Origin of the sequence: Methylobacterium sp. J-059, assembly GCF_022829485.1 — a bacterium.
In the GTDB taxonomy this organism is placed as follows: Bacteria; Pseudomonadota; Alphaproteobacteria; order Rhizobiales; family Beijerinckiaceae; genus Methylobacterium.
Genome location: NZ_JAKSYA010000113.1, coordinates 73,223 through 90,716, shown reverse-complemented (window position 1 = coordinate 90,716; position 17,494 = coordinate 73,223). Strand labels below are relative to the sequence as shown.

Here is a 17,494-nt window from a genome sequence, read left to right as displayed (position 1 = left end):
GGGCGCATCGGGACCGCGGGATGGCTACCCCGGCGCGGCGCGCGCTGTCGAGACGCGCCGGAGCAGGCCGTCCATGCGCGGGTCCCCTCACCGCCGGATCGCGAACCCGGAGGCGCCGGCGGCCGGCTCGCCGGCCGTCACCTCGACCCGCTCGACGCGGGCGCCGGGCGGCCCGGCCCAGCACGCCTGCACCATCGCCTCGACCGCGTCGGCCGGCCCGGTGAACGCGGCCTCGACCGCCCCGTCCGCGCGGTTGCTCACGTGCCCCGACAGGCCGCGCGCCTCGGCCTCGCGCCGGGTCCAGGCGCGATAGGTGACGCCCTGGACCCGGCCGACGACGACGACGGCGACGCTTGTGATCTCGCTCATGACGGCACAACGCGGCCGGACGCCCGAGGTGTCCGGCCGCGTCGGGTCGTTCTCAACGGGCGATGGCGGCGCGGCCCTGCGGACGGCCCTCGACGCGGGCCGGATCGACGGTCCTCTGACGGTAGGTCAGGTACCAGGCCACCGAGATGAACAGCACCCCGCCGACGAAGTTGCCCAGCGTGACGGGGATCTGGTTCCACAGCCACCACTCGCTGAAATGGACCGGCGCGCCGAGCATCATGCCGGCGGGGATGACGAACATGTTCACCACCGCATGCTCGAACCCCTGCGCGAAGAACAGGAAGATCGGCAGCCAGGCGCCGAGGATCTTGCCGTAGGTCGAGGTCGACATCATCGACATCGTCACGCCGAGGCAGACCATCCAGTTACACAGCATCGCCTTGACGAAGCAGGTCAGCATCCCGGCCGTGCCGAGGTTCTCGTAGGCGATCGTCTTAGCCGAGGCGATCTCGACCAGCTTCTGCGCGACGCCGGCGACGGGCGTGTGCCACGCATTGGTCAGCGCGATCACCAGGAGCAGCGCGTACAGCACGCTGCCGAGCAGGTTGCCGATGAAGCTCCAGGCGAAGTTGCGCATCATCGGCGCGAACCCGATCCGGTTCTCCATCCAGGACAGCGTCAGGATGCCGAAGTTCCCGGTGCAGAGCTCGAGCCCGAGGCACACGATCATCACGAAGCCAACGGGAAAGACGATGGCGCCGACGAAGGGCACGCCAGTCTGCACCGCCCCGGTGAGGGCGAGGCTGGTGGCGATGCCGAGCAGCGCGCCCGCCATCATGCCGCGCACGAGCATGTCGCGGATCGACAGCTCGGCGCGCATGACGCCCGAATCGCTCATGGTCGCGGCCATGTCCGTAGGTTTAACGAAGTCCATTGGCGGAAGGCTCCCGGTGTTCGATGTTCTGCGATCCGGGAGCAGGCAAGGTCAGGGCCAAACCGGACGTTGAAGCCGCGGCATCTGCGTCGCACCTAGGTCGGCGCTCCGCGACGCCAGCCGCGCACCTCGCGCAGGTAGGGGGGCGGCAGCTGCGCCGCCTCGCCCGCCGCGAGCACGGCCTCGAGATAGCCGGGCTTCGGCACGCCGCAGGCGGTGGAGCGGCCGAGATAGATCAGCGCGCGCTTGACGCCGCCCGCGGTCGCGACCGGCTGCGAGGCCTTCACGTAGAGGCCGCCGGCAACGCCCTCGTAGCGGTCGAGGGCGGGGACGTCGGCGAGGGCCAGCTCCCACAGCACGCCCCAGACCGTGTGGCGCCCGTCGCGCACCACCGAGGCGTAGCCCTCGCGCATGACGATGAAGCGGTGGCGGTGCAGCCGGCCCTGCCCGATCAGCCGCGAAGCCGGGCAGCGGGAGGCCATGGCGGCGGCATCCATGTTGGCGCCGTAGGCGAAGTAGAGAGGCATGGATTTCGGTGCGAACCGGTCGGGTCGGGGAACCCCCGGTTACTCGCCGGACTTCCGATCGTCGCGGCGGATCGCCCATTCATTGGCGCGCATGGCGAGATAGGCCACGGTCAGCATGATGGCCGGAATGACGAAGATGACGAAGATCTCACCGGAGTTCATGGTTTGAGGCTCCGCAGGACGCGCCTTGCGATCCAATGTATGCCGAACCCGGTGCAAAGCCAGACCCCGGCGAAGAACACGGCCACGGCGGTCGGTTTGGGGGCGTTCGCGATCCCGAAGCTCACGGCCGTCACCGGCGTCACCACCCCGATGATGATGAACGCGGCGATCGTGTTGAGCCCGGTCGCAAGCAGTTTCGTCTGCTCGTTGTGAACGAGGCTCATCGCCGCCGGGTCTCAGGACGCTGACGCGAGTCAGGCGAATTCCAGGATCACCGCATCGACGGCGAGGCTCTCGCCCTCCTTGGCGTAGACCTTCGCCACCGTGGCGTCGCGCTCGGCGCGGAGCACGTTCTCCATCTTCATCGCCTCGACGATGGCGATGGCCTCGCCGTTCTTCACCTCCTGGCCTTCGGTGACCAGGATCTGCTTCACCAGGCCGGGCATCGGGCAGAGCACCTGCTTGCCGGAGCCGGCATCCTCCTTCACCGGCATCAGCGCGGCGAGCTCGGCCTCGCGGCGAGTGTAGACGCGGGCCTCGGCCGCGGCGCCCGCATGCTGGAGCGCGACGCCGTTGAGCAGCCCGCGCACCTGGATCGCGACGCGCTGCGCGCCGATCGTGCCGGTCCAGACCGGCTCGCCCGGGCGCCAGTCGCTCTCGACGACGTGGGCGGTGCCGTCGGCCTCGGTGACGACGAGGCAGTTCTGCGCCAGCGCATCCTCGTGCGGATCGACGGTGACGGGGAAGGCCTCGCCGGCCAGCATCACCACCCGGTCGCGCTCGAAGTGCAGCAGCGCGGGGTCGCGCATCTGGCCGGAGATGCCGCGCTTGCGCGCGTTGAGCTTGTGGTCGATGGCGGCCGCGGCCGCCATCATCCGCTGCGCCACCGCGCCCTTCGGCTCGGGCGCGGAGAACCCTTCCGGGAACTCCTCGGCGATGAAGCCGGTGGACAGCGCCCCCTCGCGCCAGCGCGGATGCGCCATCAGGGCGGCGAGGAACGGGATGTTGTGGCGGATGCCGTCGATGGCGAAGGCGTCGAGCGCCTCGGCCTGGAGCTCGATCGCCTCGGCGCGGGTCGGCGCCCAGGTGACGAGCTTGGCGATCATTGGATCGTAGTGGATCGCGATCTCGCCGCCCTCCTCCACGCCGGTGTCGTTGCGGACCTTGCCGGTGCCGAACGTGCCTTCCTCCGGCGGCCGGTAGGTGGTGAGCCGGCCGATCGAGGGCAGGAAGTTGCGGGTCGGATCCTCGGCGTAGACGCGGCTCTCCACCGCCCAGCCGTCGAGCGTCACCCGATCCTGCGTGAGCGGCAGCGTCTCGCCGGCCGCCACCCGGATCATCAGCTCGACGAGGTCGACGCCGGTGATCATCTCGGTGACCGGATGCTCGACCTGGAGGCGGGTGTTCATCTCCAGGAAGTAGAACGACTTGTCCTGGCCGGCGACGAACTCGACCGTGCCGGCGGAATCGTAGTCCACGGCCTTCGCCAGGGCGACCGCCTGCTCGCCCATCTTCCGGCGGGTGGCCTCGTCGAGGAGGGGCGAGGGTGCCTCCTCGATGACCTTCTGGTTGCGGCGCTGAATCGAGCACTCGCGCTCGCCGAGGTAGACCACGTTGCCGTGCTTGTCGCCGATCACCTGGATCTCGATGTGGCGCGGATCGGTGATGAACTTCTCGATGAACACCCGGTCGTCGCCGAAGGACGAGGCGGCCTCGGACTTCGCGCGGGCGAAGCCCTCCGCGACCTCGCCCGAGGCGTAGGCGATGCGCATGCCCTTGCCGCCGCCGCCGGCGGACGCCTTGATCATCACCGGGTAGCCGATGCCGTCGGCGATCTCGACGGCGTGCTCGGGGCTCTCGATCACGCCGAGGAAGCCCGGCACCGTCGAGACGTTGGCGGCGGCCGCCGCCTTCTTGGATTCGATCTTGTCGCCCATCGCGGCGATGGCGCCGGCGTTCGGGCCGATGAAGACGATGCCGGCCTCGGCGAGCGCGTTGGCGAAGGCCTCGCGCTCGGACAGGAAGCCGTAGCCCGGATGCACCGCCTGCGCCCCGGTCTGCTTGCAGGCGTCGATGATCTTCTCGATGACGAGGTACGATTGCGCCGCCGCCGCCGGGCCGATGTGGACGGCCTCGTCGGCCATCGCCACGTGGACCGCGTCGCGGTCGGCGTCCGAGTAGACCGCCACGGTCTTGATGCCCATGCGCCGCGCCGTCTTGATGACGCGGCAGGCGATCTCGCCCCGGTTTGCGATCAGGATCTTGTCGAACATCTTTTATCGCGCTCGGGTCTGGTCGTCTTCAGGAAGCGGCTTGGCGTGAGCCGGATAGAGCGTTCCCGATAAAGCAGATCCGCAGGCGACGGAAGCTGTGCCGGCGGCCGATGCCTGGGCGACCGCGGTCAAAAGTTTTTGGTCTCGTTTCAAGCGGCCAGCGCGAAGCGCGGCCGGTCGGTCCTGGCCGGCTCGCGGGTCCAGCGGTTGGCTTCCATCGCGAACACCATCAGCGCCTCGGCGCTCCCCTGCGCCTCCCGGACGACCTCGACGGCGATTCGCGCGCCGGCCGGCGTCGGGCCGGTGAGGCCGGCGAGCGACGCCGAAAGCCAGGCGGCGACCGCGCGGTCGACGTAGCCCGAGGGACGCTCGCCCCAGACCGCGAAGTCGACCACGAGGGCGACCAGCGCGTCGGCGAAGGCCGGATCGGCGTCGGGCACCGCCCGCTCCAGGGCGATCAGCATGTCGGCCTCGTCGCGATGGGCGATGCCGTCCGGCAGCACGTCGCGCAGCAGGGCCTGCACGTCGGCCGACGCGATACGGCCCTCGGCGACGGCATGGTTGCAGAAGTCTTGAAGAGAAACGTTGATCATGACCGAATTCCTCCGCGACCTTTGTTCGGTCGCCGCCTGTCCTCGTGTGTATTGGACTGTAGGAGACGAGATCGTCTTCAGAGGTTAACGGCCAAATCTGAACCGGCGTTCAGGTTAAAGCGTGCTCACGAATGAGCGTTTCGAGAATCTTGCTTTTTTCGAGCGACATGCCGGCATCTGTCGAGACCGCACGATCGTCGCCCGCTCTCCGGGAACGCAGATGAAACGTCACCCGCTCACCGCTATCCCGTCATTCCGGGGCGCCGCAGGCGAGCCCGGAATCCAGAGCCGCCGGCGGTGGCGGATCCGGCTGGCGTCGGCGGCTCTGGGTTCCGGGCTCTGCTTCGCAGCCCCGGAACGACGAGGGGAAACGGACCGAAGGTCGTCCGCCCTCAGCGCACGATCACCGTCGCGCCCACCGGCACGCGGTTGAACAGGTCGACCACGTCGATGTTGCGCATGCGGATGCAGCCGGACGACGCGGCCTGGCCGATCTTCTCCGGCTCGTTGGTGCCGTGGATGCGGTAGAGCGTGTCGCGGCCCTTGTCGGAGAGGTAGAGCGCGCGGGCGCCGAGCGGGTTGCCCGGCCCGCCCTGCATCGGGTGGACGTGCGGCCAGCGCTTGACCATCTCGGCCGGCGGGTTCCAGGCCGGCCATTCCGCCTTGCGGTCGACCGTCGCGGTGCCCTTCCAGCCATAGGCCTCGTCGCCCACGGTGACGCCGTAGCGCATCGCCTTGCCGTCGGGCAGCACGAGGTAGAGCTGCCGCTCCATCGTCTCGATCACGATGGTGCCGGGCTGCTCCTTCGTCGGGTCGGTGACCTGGTAGCGGGCGAAGTGCGGGTCGAACTCGGCGTCCGGCACCAGCGCCATGAAGGCGGTGTCCCGTGCCGACAGGGCCGGATCGGGCACCGCCTTGAAGTTGCAGCCCGAGAGCAGCACGGCACACGCGATGATCGGGGCGAAGCGCATGGCGGGCCTCTCTCGAGTGGGCTTCCGCCGTTCGAACCAGGGTTGACGGAAACTGACCCAAGCATAGGCGGACGAGGCACTTCGGCGTAGCGTCCCGCGTTGCCCGCGGGCACAATGCCAAGCGCTGTTGCCGCTTTGCGACAGGTGCGTCCGCAGCGAGGCGGCGCGCACAGCCGGAGGGATGATCGTGACGACCCTGTACGTGAGCCACCCGGCCGCCCTCGACCACGCCGTGCCCGAGGGGCATCCCGAGCGGCCCGACCGCATCCGCGCGATCGAGCGCGTCCTGGAGAACGAGCGCTTCTCCGGCCTCGTCCGCACCATGGCGCCGCAGGCCGAGGCCTCGGTCGCCACGCTCGCCCACCCCGCCGCCTATGTCGAGGCGATCGTCGCCGCCTCGCCCAAGGACGGGATGGTCGCGATCGATTCGGATACGCTGATGTCCCCGGGCAGCCTGGAGGCGACGCTTCGCGCCGTCGGCGGCGGCATCATGGCGGTCGATGCGGTGATGGGGTGCGAATGCAGCAACGCCTTCGTCGCCATGCGCCCGCCCGGCCACCATGCCGAGCGCACCCGGGCGATGGGATTCTGCTTGTTCAACCACGCCGCCATCGCCGCGCGCCACGCCCGCGCCAAGGGCGCGACCCGCGTGGCGCTGGTCGATTGGGACGTGCACCACGGCAACGGCTCGCAGGACATCTTCTGGGACGATGCCGACGTGATGTACGCCTCGACCCACCAGATGCCGCTGTTTCCCGGCACCGGCGCGGCCTCCGAGCGCGGCGCGAAGGACACCATCGTCAACGTGCCCCTGCGCCCGGGCGACGACGGCGCGGTCTTCCGCGAGGCGTTCGAAGCCGGCATCCTCGCCCGGGTCGACGCCTTCGCGCCCGACGTGATCATCCTGTCGGCCGGCTTCGACGCCCACCACCTCGATCCCCTGGCCAACCTGCGCCTGACCGAAGCCGATTTCGGCTGGGCCACGCGCAAGCTGATGGAGGTCGCCGACCGGCACGCCGGCGGCCGCCTCGTCTCGATGCTGGAGGGCGGCTACAGCCTCGACGGCCTCGGCCGCTCGGTGTCGGCGCATGTCGACGCGCTGATGGGGCGATGAGGGAGAGATCGGGTGCCCTTTCCTCCCCCGAGGAGGGGGGGGATCGTCGGAAAGTGTAGCCAACGATCGTCATCGTCGGGTTTCAGGATAATTCGGCAATCGGAACCGGGATTATGTGGTAATGCCACGCCCGGCGTCGGCCGGCATGGCGGCCGCTCGTCGATGGGGTGGATCGGGTGCGGCAGAGGCGTGGCTACGGGCTGGTTTGGGCGACGGCGATCGGGCTGGCCGGTGTGGCGCTCGTCGCGGCTTTCGCCGGCGACGACGTTCGGCAGGTCGCTTCACGGCTGACGAACCTTTTCGTGGCGCGCGATGCGGCCAGGTCCGCCCCCGCCCCCGTCAAGCCCACGCCATTCGCTGCCCCCCAGCGCACCGCGGTCGAGGGCGGACGCGTCGTCGTGGCGCTCACGCCCGAGGAACGCGCCCGGATCGGCCTCGAGACCGCACGGCGGCAGCCCGAATCGCACCCGATCGAGATCCAGGCCTACGGCAGCGTCCTCGACCTCGCGCGGGTGACGGAGCTCACGAATTCCTACGCCGCCGCGACGGCGCAGCTGCAGACCGCGCAGGCGCGGGTCGAGGTCTCGCGGGCCGCGTTCCAGCGCGCCAAATCCCTCGGGCCCTACACGACGCAGGTTCAGATCGAGACCACCGAGGGCACGTTCCAGACCGACCAGGCGGCGCTCGCCGCCGCGCAGTCGCAGGTGCGGACGCTCAGCGCCACCGCGCAGCAGGAATGGGGGCCGGTGATCGGCCGCGGCATCGTCGAGCGCTCGGTCCTCGTGACCCGGCTGATCGAGCGCGCCGACTTCCTGGTGCAGGTGACGCTGCCGCCCGGGGAGACGCTGAAGGGCCGGCCCGGCGCGGCCTTCGCGGAGGTGCCGCCGCAGAGCGAGCGCGTGGCGCTGCGCTTCGTCTCGGCCGCGACCCGCACCGACCAGCGCATCCAGGGCCTCAGCTCGTTCTACACGGTCTCCGGCGACAGCGGCCTCCTCCCCGGCATGAGCACGCTGGCCTTCATCACCTCGTCGCGGGCCGCCACCGGCGTGCTCGTGCCCGAGGAGGCGGTGGTGCACTGGCAGGGCGGGGCCTGGTTCTACCGCGCGGTCGGCGAGACCGGGTTCGCCCGCCACGCGCTCGGCGCCGACCCCGCGCTCTCGGGCGACGGCTTCGTCGTCGCGGATCTCGCCGGCGAGACCGAGATCGTGATGCGGGGCGCGCAGGCCCTGCTGTCGGAGGAGATGAAGGCCCAGGTGCAGGCCGCCGGTGGCGCGGACGACGACTGAGCCGATGTCGTCCGATCAAAGCCCCGCCGCGCCCGATCCCGTCGGCCCGCAGGCCGCCCTGGTCGCCTTCGCGATCCGCTTCCCCGGCATCGTCGTGGCCTTGGCGCTGGCGTTGCTGGTCTACGGCACCGCCAGCCTCGGCCAGGCGAAGTACGACGTCTTCCCCGAGTTCGCGCCGCCCTCGGTGGTGATCCAGACCGAGGCGCCGGGGCTCAACCCGGAGCAGGTCGAGATCCTGGTGACCCAGACCGTCGAGGTCGCCGTCAACGGGCTTCCCGGCCTCGCCAGCCTGCGGTCGAGCTCGATCCAGGGCCTGTCGGTCATCACCGCCACCTTCAACGCCGGCAGCAGCATCTACCGGGTGCGCCAGCTCGTGACCGAGCGGCTGGCGAGCCTCGCCGGGCGCCTGCCGCAGGGCGTGCTGCCGCCGGCGATGACCGCGCTGACCTCCTCGACCAGCACCGTGCTCCTGGTCGGGCTGACCTCGGAGAGCCGCTCCGCCCTCGACCTGCGCACGATCGCCGACTGGCGGGTGCGCCTGCGGCTGCTCGCGGTGCCCGGCATCGCCCAGGTCTCGGTCTACGGCGGGGCGGTGCGCGCCTTCCAGGTCGAGGTGCGGCCGCACGACCTGATCCGCTTCCGCCTCGGCCTGAACGACGTGCTCGTGGCCGCGCGCAAGGCCACCGGGGTGCGCGGCGCCGGCTTCGTCGACACCCCCAACCAGCGCATCGCCCTCCAGACGGAAGGCCAGTCGGTGACGCCGGAGGAGATCGCCCGCACGGTGCTCGTCAACGAGGGCGGCGCGAGCGTGGTGCTCGGCGACGTCGCCACCGTGGTCGCCGCCCCCGAGCCGCCGATCGGCGCGGCGCTCGTCGACGGCCGGCCCGGCATCCTCCTGATGGTCGGTGCGCAGATCGGCGCCAACACCCTGGAGGCGACGCGCCGGGTCGAGGCGGCCCTCGACGAGCTTCGGCCCGGGCTGGAGCGCGACGGCATCGTGCTGCGCGGCGACCTCTTCCGCCCGGCGAACTTCATCGCCCAGGCCAACGGCAACGTGCTGCAGGCGCTGGCGCTCGGCGGCATCCTGGTCGTCGTGGTGCTGTTCGTGTTCCTGTTCGACTGGCGCACGGCCGTCATCAGCGCGGTGGCGATCCCGCTCTCGCTGCTCGCCGCCGTGCTGGTGCTCGGGGCGATGGGCGAGAGCCTCAACACGATGACCCTCGGGGGGCTGGCCATCGCCATCGGCGAGGTGGTGGACGACGCGGTGATCGGCATCGAGAACGCGGTGCGGCGCCTGCGCGAGAACCGCCGCCTCGCCGTGCCGCTTCCGGTCGCGCGGGTGGTGCGCGACGCGATCCTCGAGGTGCGGGGCGCGGTGGCCTACGCCACCTTTGCCGTGCTGCTGGTGTTCCTGCCGGTGCTGGCGCTCACCGGCGTCGCCGGGCGCCTGTTCGGCCCGCTGGCGCTCGCCTACATCCTGGCGGTGGTGGCCTCGCTCGCGGTGGCGCTCACGGTGACCCCGGCGCTCGCGATGGCGCTGGTCGCGCGCAAGGACCTGCCCGCGCGCGATCCCCCGGTGATGCGGATCGCGCGCGCCGCCTACGCGCGGATGCTTGGGGCCGTCGAGCGGCGCTTCGGCTGGGCGGCGACGGCGGCCGTCCTCCTCACCCTCGCCGGCGCGGCCGCCCTGCCCTTCTTCGGCGGCACCTTCCTGCCGGACCTCAAGGAGGGCCACCTGATCCTGCACATGGCGGCGGCGCCGGGCACCTCGCTGCAGGAATCGCTGCGGCTCGGCGCGCGCATGACCGCCGGGCTCAAGGCGGTGCCCGGCGTCCGCGCCGTGGCGCAGCAGGTCGGACGGGCCGAGGCCGGCCAGGACACGGCCGGCACGCATTACAGCGAGATCCACATCGACCTCGAGCCCGGCCTCGACGGCGCGGCGCAGGGGCGGAGCGAGGCCGGCATCCGCGCGCTGATGGCGGGCACGCCCGGCGCCGCGTTCTCGCTCAAGACCTTCCTCACCGAGCGCATCGAGGAGACGGTCTCGGGCTACACCGCGCCGGTGGTGATCAACGTGTTCGGCGCCGACCTCGACCGGATCGAGGCGGCGGCCCGCGACGTCGCCCGCGAGCTCGCCGAGGTGCGGGGCGCCGCCGACGTGCAGCAGCAATCGCCCGCCGGCCTGCCGCAGATCACCGTGTCCTTGCGCCGGAACGACCTGCGCCACTGGGGCCTCGACGCGATCGAGGTGCTGGAGATCGTCCGTACCGCCTACCAGGGCGACGTGGTCGGCCAGGCCTACGAGGGCAACGCCGTCTTCAACGTCATCGTCGTCCTCGACCGGGCGACCCGCGCGCACCTCACCCGCCTCGGCGACCTACCGCTGCGGACCACGAGCGGCAGCTACATCCGGCTGGCCCAGGTCGCCGACGTCTACGAGACGGCCGGGCGCTACCAGGTCCAGCACGCGGGCGCGCAGCGGGTTCAGGCGGTGACCGCCAACGTGACGGGGCGCGACGTGGCCTCCTTCGTCGAGGCGGCCAAGCGCAAGGTCGCCAAGGAGGTGACCCTTCCGCCCGGCGTCTACGTCGCCTTCGAGGGCGCCGCGGAGACGCAGGCGCGGGCGCGCGCCGACCTGCTGACCTATTCCGCGCTCGCCGGCCTCGGCATCGTGCTGCTGCTCGCGGTGGTGACCGGGTCGGTGCGCAACCTCGTCCTGGTGCTGGTCAACCTGCCCTTCGCCTTCGTCGGCGGCGTGCTCGCCGTGGCGGCGACCGGCGCGGTGGTCTCGCTCGGCTCGATCGTCGGCTTCGTCACCCTGTTCGGGATCAGCTTGCGCAACGCGATCATGCTGATCGTCCATTACGAGCACATGGTCGCCCGCGAGGAGCGCAGCTGGGACGCCGCCACCGCCGCGGAGGGCGCCGGCGACCGGCTGGTGCCGATCCTGATGACCTCCCTCGTCACCGGCCTCGGCCTGCTGCCGCTGGCGCTCGGCGCCGGCGAGCCGGGGCGCGAGATCGAGGGGCCGATGGCGATCGTGATCCTGGGCGGGCTCGTCACCTCGACGGTGCTGAACATCGCGATCCTGCCGGCCTTGGCGCTGCGCTACGGCCGGTTCGTCGCGGACTATCCCTCCAGCGGCTCGTCGCCGAGCATCTCGATCCCGAAGCCCGACAGGCCGACATAGGCGCGGGCCGAGGTCGAGAGGTTGCGGATCGAGACCACGCCGAGGTCGCGCAGGATCTGCGCGCCCAGGCCCACCTCGCGCCACTGGCGCACGCGCTGCGCCTCGGTGCCCTCGTCCGCGACGCGGTTCAGCGGAACCCCGGCGGTGCCGTCGCGCAGGTACACGAGGATGCCGCGGCCCTCCCGCGCGAACCGGCGCATCACCGTCTCGATCTGGCGACCGCCCTCGATCACGTCGGCGACGACGTCCGAGCGATGGAGCCGGACCAGCACGTTGCGGCCGTCGCCGATGTCGCCGTGGACGAAGGCGAATTGCTGGATCGCCTCGAACGGCGTGGTGTAGGCGTAGCCCGTCATCGGGCCGAACTCGGTCTCGACCGGGAAGTGGCCGACGCGCTCGACCAGCTTGTCGCGCGCCTGGCGGTAGGCGATCAGGTCGGCCACCGAGACGCGGGCGAGGCTGTGCGTCTCGGCGAACGCCGCGATCTGCGGCCCCTTCATCACCGTGCCGTCGTCGTTGGCGAGCTCGCAGATCACGCCGACGGGCGGCAGGCCGGCGAGCTTGCACAGGTCGACCGCGGCTTCCGTATGGCCTGAGCGCATCAGCACGCCGCCGTCCCGCGCGATCAGCGGAAAGACGTGCCCGGGGCGGACGAAGTCGTCGGCGCCCATGTTGCCGTTGGCGAGCGCCCGCACGGTGTTGCAGCGCTGCTCGGCCGAGATGCCGGTGGTCAGCCCGTGCTTCACGTCCACCGTGACGGTGAAGGCGGTGCCGAGCGGCGCGTCGTTCGAGGCGACCATCGGGGCGAGGTTGAGGCGGCGCGCCTCCGCGACCGTCACCGGCGCGCAGACGATGCCGCAGGTGTTGCGGACGATGAACGCCATCTTCTCCGGCGTGCAATGGATCGCGGCGACGACGAGGTCGCCCTCGTTCTCGCGATCGTCGTCGTCGGTGACGACGACGATCTCGCCGCGGGCGAAGGCTTCGATGGCGGAGGTGACGGAGATGTGGGGCACGGTTCGGTACTCGAATGGGCTTTGCGTCCGGGGACGGTCGGGCGTCGGGCGCCGACGTGAGGCGCCGAAGTCAGGTGCCGACCTGCCCCCGATGGCGGAGATGGTGGTCGGCGAGCACGCACGCCATCATCGCCTCGGCGACGGGGACGGCCCGGATGCCGACGCAGGGATCGTGACGGCCCTTGGTGATCAGGTCGACGTCGCGGTTGTCGCCCGTGACCGTGCGCCGGGGCGTGAGGATCGACGAGGTCGGCTTCACCGCGAACCGCACCACGATCGGCTGGCCGGTCGAGATGCCGCCGAGCACGCCGCCGGCATGGTTGGCCAGGAACGTCGGGCGCCCGTCGTTGCTCGCGCGCATCTCGTCGGCGTTGTCCTCGCCGCGGAGCGCCGCCGAAGCGAAGCCGTCGCCGATCTCGACGCCCTTGACCGCGTTGATCGACATCATCGCGGCGGCCAGCTCCGCGTCGAGCTTGCCGTAGATCGGCGCGCCGAGGCCGGGTGCCACGCCCTCGGCCACCACCTCGATCACCGCGCCGATCGACGAGCCGTCCTTGCGGATGCCGTCGAGGTAGTCCTCGTAGAATTTCGCGGTCGCCGCGTCGGGGCAGAAGAACGGGTTGGCGCCGACCGCCTCCCAATCCCAGCGCGACCGGTCGATCGCGTGCGGACCCATCTGCACCAAAGCCGCGCGGATCGTGACGCCGGGGATCACCTTGCGCGCGATGGCGCCGGCCGCGACCCGCGCCGCGGTCTCGCGCGCCGACGAGCGCCCGCCCCCGCGATAGTCGCGGATGCCGTACTTGGCGTCGTAGGCGTAGTCGGCATGGCCCGGGCGGTAGCTGTCGCGGATCTCCGAATAGTCCTTCGAGCGCTGATCGGTGTTCTCGATCATCAGCGCGATCGGCGTGCCGGTGGTGAGCTGGCGACCCCCGGTGCGGTCGTCGGCGAACACGCCCGACAGGATCTTCACCTGGTCCGGCTCGCGCCGCTGGGTGGTGAAGCGCGACTGTCCGGGCTTGCGCCGGTCGAGCTCGGCCTGAATCTCCTCGGCCTCCAGCGCCAGCCCGGGCGGGCACCCGTCGACGACGCAGCCGAGGGCGACCCCGTGGCTCTCGCCGAAGGTGGTGACGCGGAACAGGTGGCCGAACGTGTTGTGGGACATCGTGCGCGTGCTCTAGCGCGCGGGCGGCGGAGGCACAAATCGGGGCCGCGTTGCGTCTGCGTCGGGTGGCCGCCTCCCTCCCCCGAAGGGAAGGGAGAGCGTTCGGCGCGACGCCGACTGGCGGCGCCCATGCGGGCGATCAAGCCGGCACCTCCTCGATGGCGCGCGGCTCGGTTTCCGGCACGCCGTTGCGGGCATGGCGGAAGCTCGAGAGCGCCTGGTAGGTCTTCAGCCGCGCCCGCATCAGCGAGCCCAGCGGACGGTGCGCCGCGAGGCTGTGGGCGGGACGGAAGGAGAGCACGTCGTCGGCGTAGGCGCGGCGGGTCTCGCTCGTCGCGTCCTGCGCCGGCAGCACGAGGCGGGCGACGGTGCGGTAGGGGCTGGCCTCCTCCGACCATTCCTTCGAGGCGTCCTCGATCGGCATGTCGTTCAGGTCGAGGCAGAGCTGCACGCGGATCTCGAACACCACCTCCTGGCCGCGGAAGAAGGCCGCGACCGCGTGGCGGAAGGTGTCCGGGTCGTCGCCGGGGTGAAGCTCCTCCTTCGCCAGGGCCTCCTGCGCGGGCGCGGCCGGGAACGCGGCGATCTTGGCGATGTGGTCGCCGTAGCGCAGCGCCGCCTGCGAGTAGTACGGCTCGGCCAGGGGATGCAGCGGCTGGTGTCCGAAGAAATCGAGCAGCGGCGCGCTCTTGCCGGTCACCGCCTTCACGACCGAATCGGCCGCCCGCGCCGTCGCCGAGACCGCGACCTTCACCGCCTCCGGCGCCTTGGTGCCGGCTTCGAGCTGCTTCATGCTGCCGAGGAAGCCCTTCGCGTCCGGGTTCGGGAAGACCGGCCCGGTGGCGAGCACGAAGTCCTGGGTGTCGGCCGCGTGACCGGCGAGCTTCTCGCCGGCGACGCCGAGCACCTTGATCGCCATGCCGCGGTGGGTCGAGACGCTGTCCTTCAGGAGCTCGCCCGGCCCCTGTGCGAACCGCACGATCGCCGGATGCGTGCCCGCCGTCGCGAACAGGCCCTGGGCCAGCTCCCCGGGCAGGTTCGGCAGCACCTGGAGCTCGCCGACGACGATGCCGCTGATCTTGGCGTGCGAGGCGCGCACGGCGTGCTTGTAGCGTGCGGCGGTGGTCTCGCTCTCGCGGGTCATCGAGGCGATGATCTCGTCGATGACGTGGTTTTCGTCGGGGGCCGGGGTTTCGACGTTGTCGTGGTAGCGGATCGGGTTCGCGCGGTCGGTCATGGGGCTCGCTTTGAAGCTCTTCGAGAATCGCTCCAGGGTGAACCGCGCTTGGCGCTCAGGTATCCCGCGGTCGCGCCAGGACGCCGCCGGTCATCGGCTCGCGCACGCCGGTGGTCGACGGAAACGTGATCGGCAGACCCTTGAGCGAGCGCACGGCCAGGTGCGCGAAGGCCTGCGCCTCGAGGAAGGCCGAGGACCAGCCGATGGCGTCGGCCGTCGTGATCTCGGCGCGCAGGTGATAGTTCAAGAGCCGCACCAACTCGCCGTTGCGGGCGCCGCCGCCCGCGACGATCCAGCGGGCCGGGATCTCCGGGGCATGGTCGAGCGCCCGGGCGACCGCGCGGGCCGTGAAGGCGGTGAGCGTCGCCGCGCCGTCCTCGGTCGAGAGCTGGCCCGCGAGCTTGTGCGAGAACCAGTTGCGGTCGAGCGATTTCGGCGGCCGCCGGAAGAAGAACGGGTGCGTCAGCAGCCACGCCAGCAGCGGCTCGTCGGCTCGCCCGCGCGCGGCGGTGCGGCCGCCGTCGTCGAGGTTCTTGCCCTCGCGCTCCTGCATCCACTCGTCGATCAGCGAGTTGCCGGGCCCCGTGTCGAAGGCGATCACGCCGCCCTTCGCGTCGACCAGGGTCGCGTTGGCGACGCCGCCGATGTTGAGGATGCCGTAGGCGCCCTCGAACCCCGAGGCCGCGGCCAGCGCCTGGTGAAACACCGGCACCAGGGGCGCCCCCTGGCCGCCCGCCTCGATGTCGGCGCGGCGCAGGTCGGAGACGACCGGAATGCGCAACCGGTCGGCGAGCGCCTGCCCCTCGCCGATCTGGATCGTGATGCGCTGGTCCGGGCGGTGGATCACCGTCTGGCCGTGGAAGCCGATCACGTCGATGTCGGCGGCCGAGAGCCCGTTCTCGGCGAGAAACTGCTCGACCGCCTGGGCATGCGCCTCGGTGACGAAGGCCTCCGCCTCGGGCAGCCGGCCGGGCCGGTCGCCGGGGGCGACGACGCCCTCGGCGTCCTTGGTGGCGGCGCGCAGCAGGACCTTCTCGTCCTCGGAATAGCCGCGGTAGCCGGTCGGCCCCAGGGGCTCGAGGTAGTTGTTGTGGCCCTTGACCACGTGGACGGCCTCGCCGTCGGTCTCGATCAGGGCGACGTCCACGCCGTCGAGCGACGTGCCGCTCATCAGGCCGATCGCGCGCATCATGGTCATGACCTGCCCCCGTGCCTTTCGCCGGTCGTCCTGCTATGGGTGACCCTCGCAAAACCTCCGATCCCTGCGGGCGCCCGAGATGGCGACGACGACGCGACGGAGGTTTTGCGAGTGACACTCAGCCGCCTCATGCCCTTTTGCGAGCGGACGCGCCAGCGAGCAGGACCGGTCCGGTCCCGTGCCGGAGCCGCCCGCTTCGAACCGAGAAGTCCGAGCCTCCCATGACCGCCGCCGAGCCCTTCGCGCCGAAATCCGAGTTCCTGAAAGTCCTGAGCGAGCGCGGCTACGTCCACCAGTGCTCGGACTTCGCCGCGCTGGACGCGGCCGCGGCCGAGGGGCGGCTCACGGCTTACGTCGGCTACGACTGCACCGCGGCCTCGCTCCATATCGGCCACCTCTTGTCGATCATGATGCTGCACTGGCTGCAGAAGACCGGCGGCCGGCCGATCGCGCTGATGGGCGGCGGCACCACCCGCGTCGGCGACCCCTCGGGGCGCGACGAATCGCGAAAGATCCTCAGCCTGGAGCAGATCGAGGCCAACAAGGCCGGCATCCAGAAGACCTTCGCCCGGTTCCTCGCCTTCGACGGCTCGGCGACCGGCGCGATCATGGTCGACAACGCCGAATGGCTGACCAAGCTGAACTACATCGAGATGCTGCGCGACGTCGGTCGCCATTTCTCGGTCAACCGCATGATGTCGATGGACAGCGTGCGGATGCGGCTGGAGCGCGACCAGGAACTCTCGTTCCTGGAATTCAACTACATGATCCTCCAGTCCTACGACTTCGTCGAGCTGAACCGCCGCCACGGCTGCACCATGCAGATGGGCGGGTCGGACCAGTGGGGCAACATCGTCAACGGCATCGATCTCGGCCGCCGCATGGGCGTCCCGGGCCTGCTCGGGCTGACCTGCCCGCTGCTGACCACCGCGTCGGGCGCCAAGATGGGCAAGACCGCCGCCGGCGCGGTCTGGCTCGATGCCGGGATGCTGAAGCCGTACGATTACTGGCAGTTCTGGCGGAACACCGAGGATGCCGACGTCGCGCGCTTCCTCAAGCTGTTCACCTTCCTCCCGCTGCCCGAGATCGCCGACCTCGCCGCGAAGGGCGGGGCCGGGATCAACGAGGCCAAGGTGCGGCTCGCCACCGAGGCGACGGCGCTGATGCACGGCCGCGAGGCGGCGGACGCCGCCGCCGAGACCGCGCGGAAGACCTTCGTCGAGGGGACGCTGGCCGAGGACCTGCCGAGCGTCACCGTCTCGCGCGACCTCGTCGATGCCGGCCTCGGCGTGCTCAGCGCCTTCGGGCCGGAATACGCCAAGCTGGTGCCGTCCACGAGCGAGGCCCGCCGCCAGATCAAGAGCGGGGGCCTGCGCATCGACGACGTGGTCCTCACCGACGAGCGTGCCGTGCTGCGCACCGCCGACTTCGCCAAGACCGGCGTGATCAAGCTCTCGTTCGGCAAGAAGCGCCACGTGCTGCTGCGCGTGGCGTGACC

Annotated in this window: 16 protein-coding genes; 5 read left to right on the top strand and 11 right to left on the bottom strand. The window is 71.0% G+C overall.

The window, feature by feature from the left end; genetic code table 11:
• Positions 1 to 87 precede the first annotated feature (87 nt).
• From MKK55_RS15640 to MKK55_RS29055, 4 genes are all read right to left on the bottom strand, one after another.
• Positions 88 to 369 carry an acylphosphatase gene (locus MKK55_RS15640; RefSeq protein WP_243936080.1) on the bottom strand — a complete coding sequence of 94 codons (282 nt, stop codon included), beginning with the start codon at positions 367 to 369 and terminating at the stop codon, positions 88 to 90.
• A 52-nt stretch (positions 370 to 421) separates the two neighbouring features.
• The gene (locus MKK55_RS15635; protein ID WP_243936078.1) at positions 422 to 1,228 is read right to left on the bottom strand and encodes a formate/nitrite transporter family protein; all 807 of its coding nucleotides are present in this window, start codon (positions 1,226 to 1,228) and stop codon (positions 422 to 424) included.
• 131 nt (positions 1,229 to 1,359) lie between these two features.
• On the bottom strand, positions 1,360 to 1,791 hold the full coding sequence (locus tag MKK55_RS15630; protein WP_147726990.1) for a gamma-glutamylcyclotransferase family protein: 432 nt from the start codon (positions 1,789 to 1,791) through the stop codon (positions 1,360 to 1,362).
• A 39-nt stretch (positions 1,792 to 1,830) separates the two neighbouring features.
• Complete coding sequence (locus MKK55_RS29055; protein ID WP_279596219.1) at positions 1,831 to 1,953, bottom strand: hypothetical protein; 123 nt, start codon at positions 1,951 to 1,953, stop codon at positions 1,831 to 1,833.
• Between the two features lie 39 nt (positions 1,954 to 1,992).
• Between MKK55_RS29055 and MKK55_RS15625 the strand changes: the two genes are divergently transcribed.
• Complete coding sequence (locus tag MKK55_RS15625; protein ID WP_187276108.1) at positions 1,993 to 2,166, top strand: hypothetical protein; 174 nt, start codon at positions 1,993 to 1,995, stop codon at positions 2,164 to 2,166.
• Positions 2,167 to 2,207: 41 nt separating this feature from the next.
• On the opposite strand, the gene MKK55_RS15620 is transcribed toward MKK55_RS15625, so the two are convergent.
• From MKK55_RS15620 to MKK55_RS15610, 3 genes are all read right to left on the bottom strand, one after another.
• Entirely contained in the window at positions 2,208 to 4,226 is a 2,019-nt protein-coding gene (locus tag MKK55_RS15620) for an acetyl/propionyl/methylcrotonyl-CoA carboxylase subunit alpha (RefSeq protein WP_147726988.1), read from the bottom strand.
• 149 nt (positions 4,227 to 4,375) lie between these two features.
• Positions 4,376 to 4,819 (bottom strand): hypothetical protein, encoded by a 444-nt coding sequence (locus tag MKK55_RS15615; protein ID WP_243936074.1) that lies wholly within the window; start codon positions 4,817 to 4,819, stop codon positions 4,376 to 4,378.
• Positions 4,820 to 5,211: 392 nt separating this feature from the next.
• Entirely contained in the window at positions 5,212 to 5,790 is a 579-nt protein-coding gene (locus MKK55_RS15610) for a L,D-transpeptidase (protein WP_243934834.1), read from the bottom strand.
• A gap of 187 nt (positions 5,791 to 5,977) precedes the next feature.
• On the opposite strand from MKK55_RS15610, the gene MKK55_RS15605 reads away from it, so the two are divergent.
• From MKK55_RS15605 to MKK55_RS15595, 3 genes are all read left to right on the top strand, one after another.
• Positions 5,978 to 6,904, top strand: coding sequence for a histone deacetylase family protein (locus MKK55_RS15605; protein ID WP_243936065.1), 927 nt, complete (start codon positions 5,978 to 5,980; stop codon positions 6,902 to 6,904).
• A 176-nt stretch (positions 6,905 to 7,080) separates the two neighbouring features.
• The gene (locus tag MKK55_RS15600) at positions 7,081 to 8,190 is read left to right on the top strand and encodes an efflux RND transporter periplasmic adaptor subunit (RefSeq protein WP_243936063.1); all 1,110 of its coding nucleotides are present in this window, start codon (positions 7,081 to 7,083) and stop codon (positions 8,188 to 8,190) included.
• Positions 8,191 to 8,194: 4 nt separating this feature from the next.
• Positions 8,195 to 11,380: an efflux RND transporter permease subunit gene (locus MKK55_RS15595; RefSeq protein ID WP_243936061.1), complete on the top strand. Its 3,186-nt coding sequence runs from the start codon at positions 8,195 to 8,197 to the stop codon at positions 11,378 to 11,380.
• On the opposite strand, the gene ribB is transcribed toward MKK55_RS15595, so the two are convergent.
• The 4 genes from ribB to MKK55_RS15575 form a co-directional block, all read right to left on the bottom strand.
• Positions 11,320 to 12,396 carry a 3,4-dihydroxy-2-butanone-4-phosphate synthase gene (ribB, locus tag MKK55_RS15590; protein WP_243936059.1) on the bottom strand — a complete coding sequence of 359 codons (1,077 nt, stop codon included), beginning with the start codon at positions 12,394 to 12,396 and terminating at the stop codon, positions 11,320 to 11,322. The genes MKK55_RS15595 and ribB overlap by 61 nt on opposite strands.
• A 70-nt stretch (positions 12,397 to 12,466) precedes the next feature.
• Positions 12,467 to 13,561 (bottom strand): chorismate synthase, encoded by a 1,095-nt coding sequence (gene aroC / locus MKK55_RS15585; protein ID WP_243936057.1) that lies wholly within the window; start codon positions 13,559 to 13,561, stop codon positions 12,467 to 12,469.
• A gap of 139 nt (positions 13,562 to 13,700) precedes the next feature.
• Entirely contained in the window at positions 13,701 to 14,798 is a 1,098-nt protein-coding gene (locus tag MKK55_RS15580; protein ID WP_243936047.1) for a catalase family protein, read from the bottom strand.
• A 55-nt stretch (positions 14,799 to 14,853) separates the two neighbouring features.
• Positions 14,854 to 15,996 (bottom strand): anhydro-N-acetylmuramic acid kinase, encoded by a 1,143-nt coding sequence (locus tag MKK55_RS15575; protein ID WP_147842455.1) that lies wholly within the window; start codon positions 15,994 to 15,996, stop codon positions 14,854 to 14,856.
• Positions 15,997 to 16,217: 221 nt separating this feature from the next.
• On the opposite strand from MKK55_RS15575, the gene tyrS reads away from it, so the two are divergent.
• A complete protein-coding gene (tyrS, locus tag MKK55_RS15570; RefSeq protein WP_147726629.1) occupies positions 16,218 to 17,492 on the top strand; it encodes a tyrosine--tRNA ligase in 1,275 nt (424 codons plus the stop codon).
• The last annotated feature ends 2 nt before the right edge of the window (positions 17,493 to 17,494 follow it).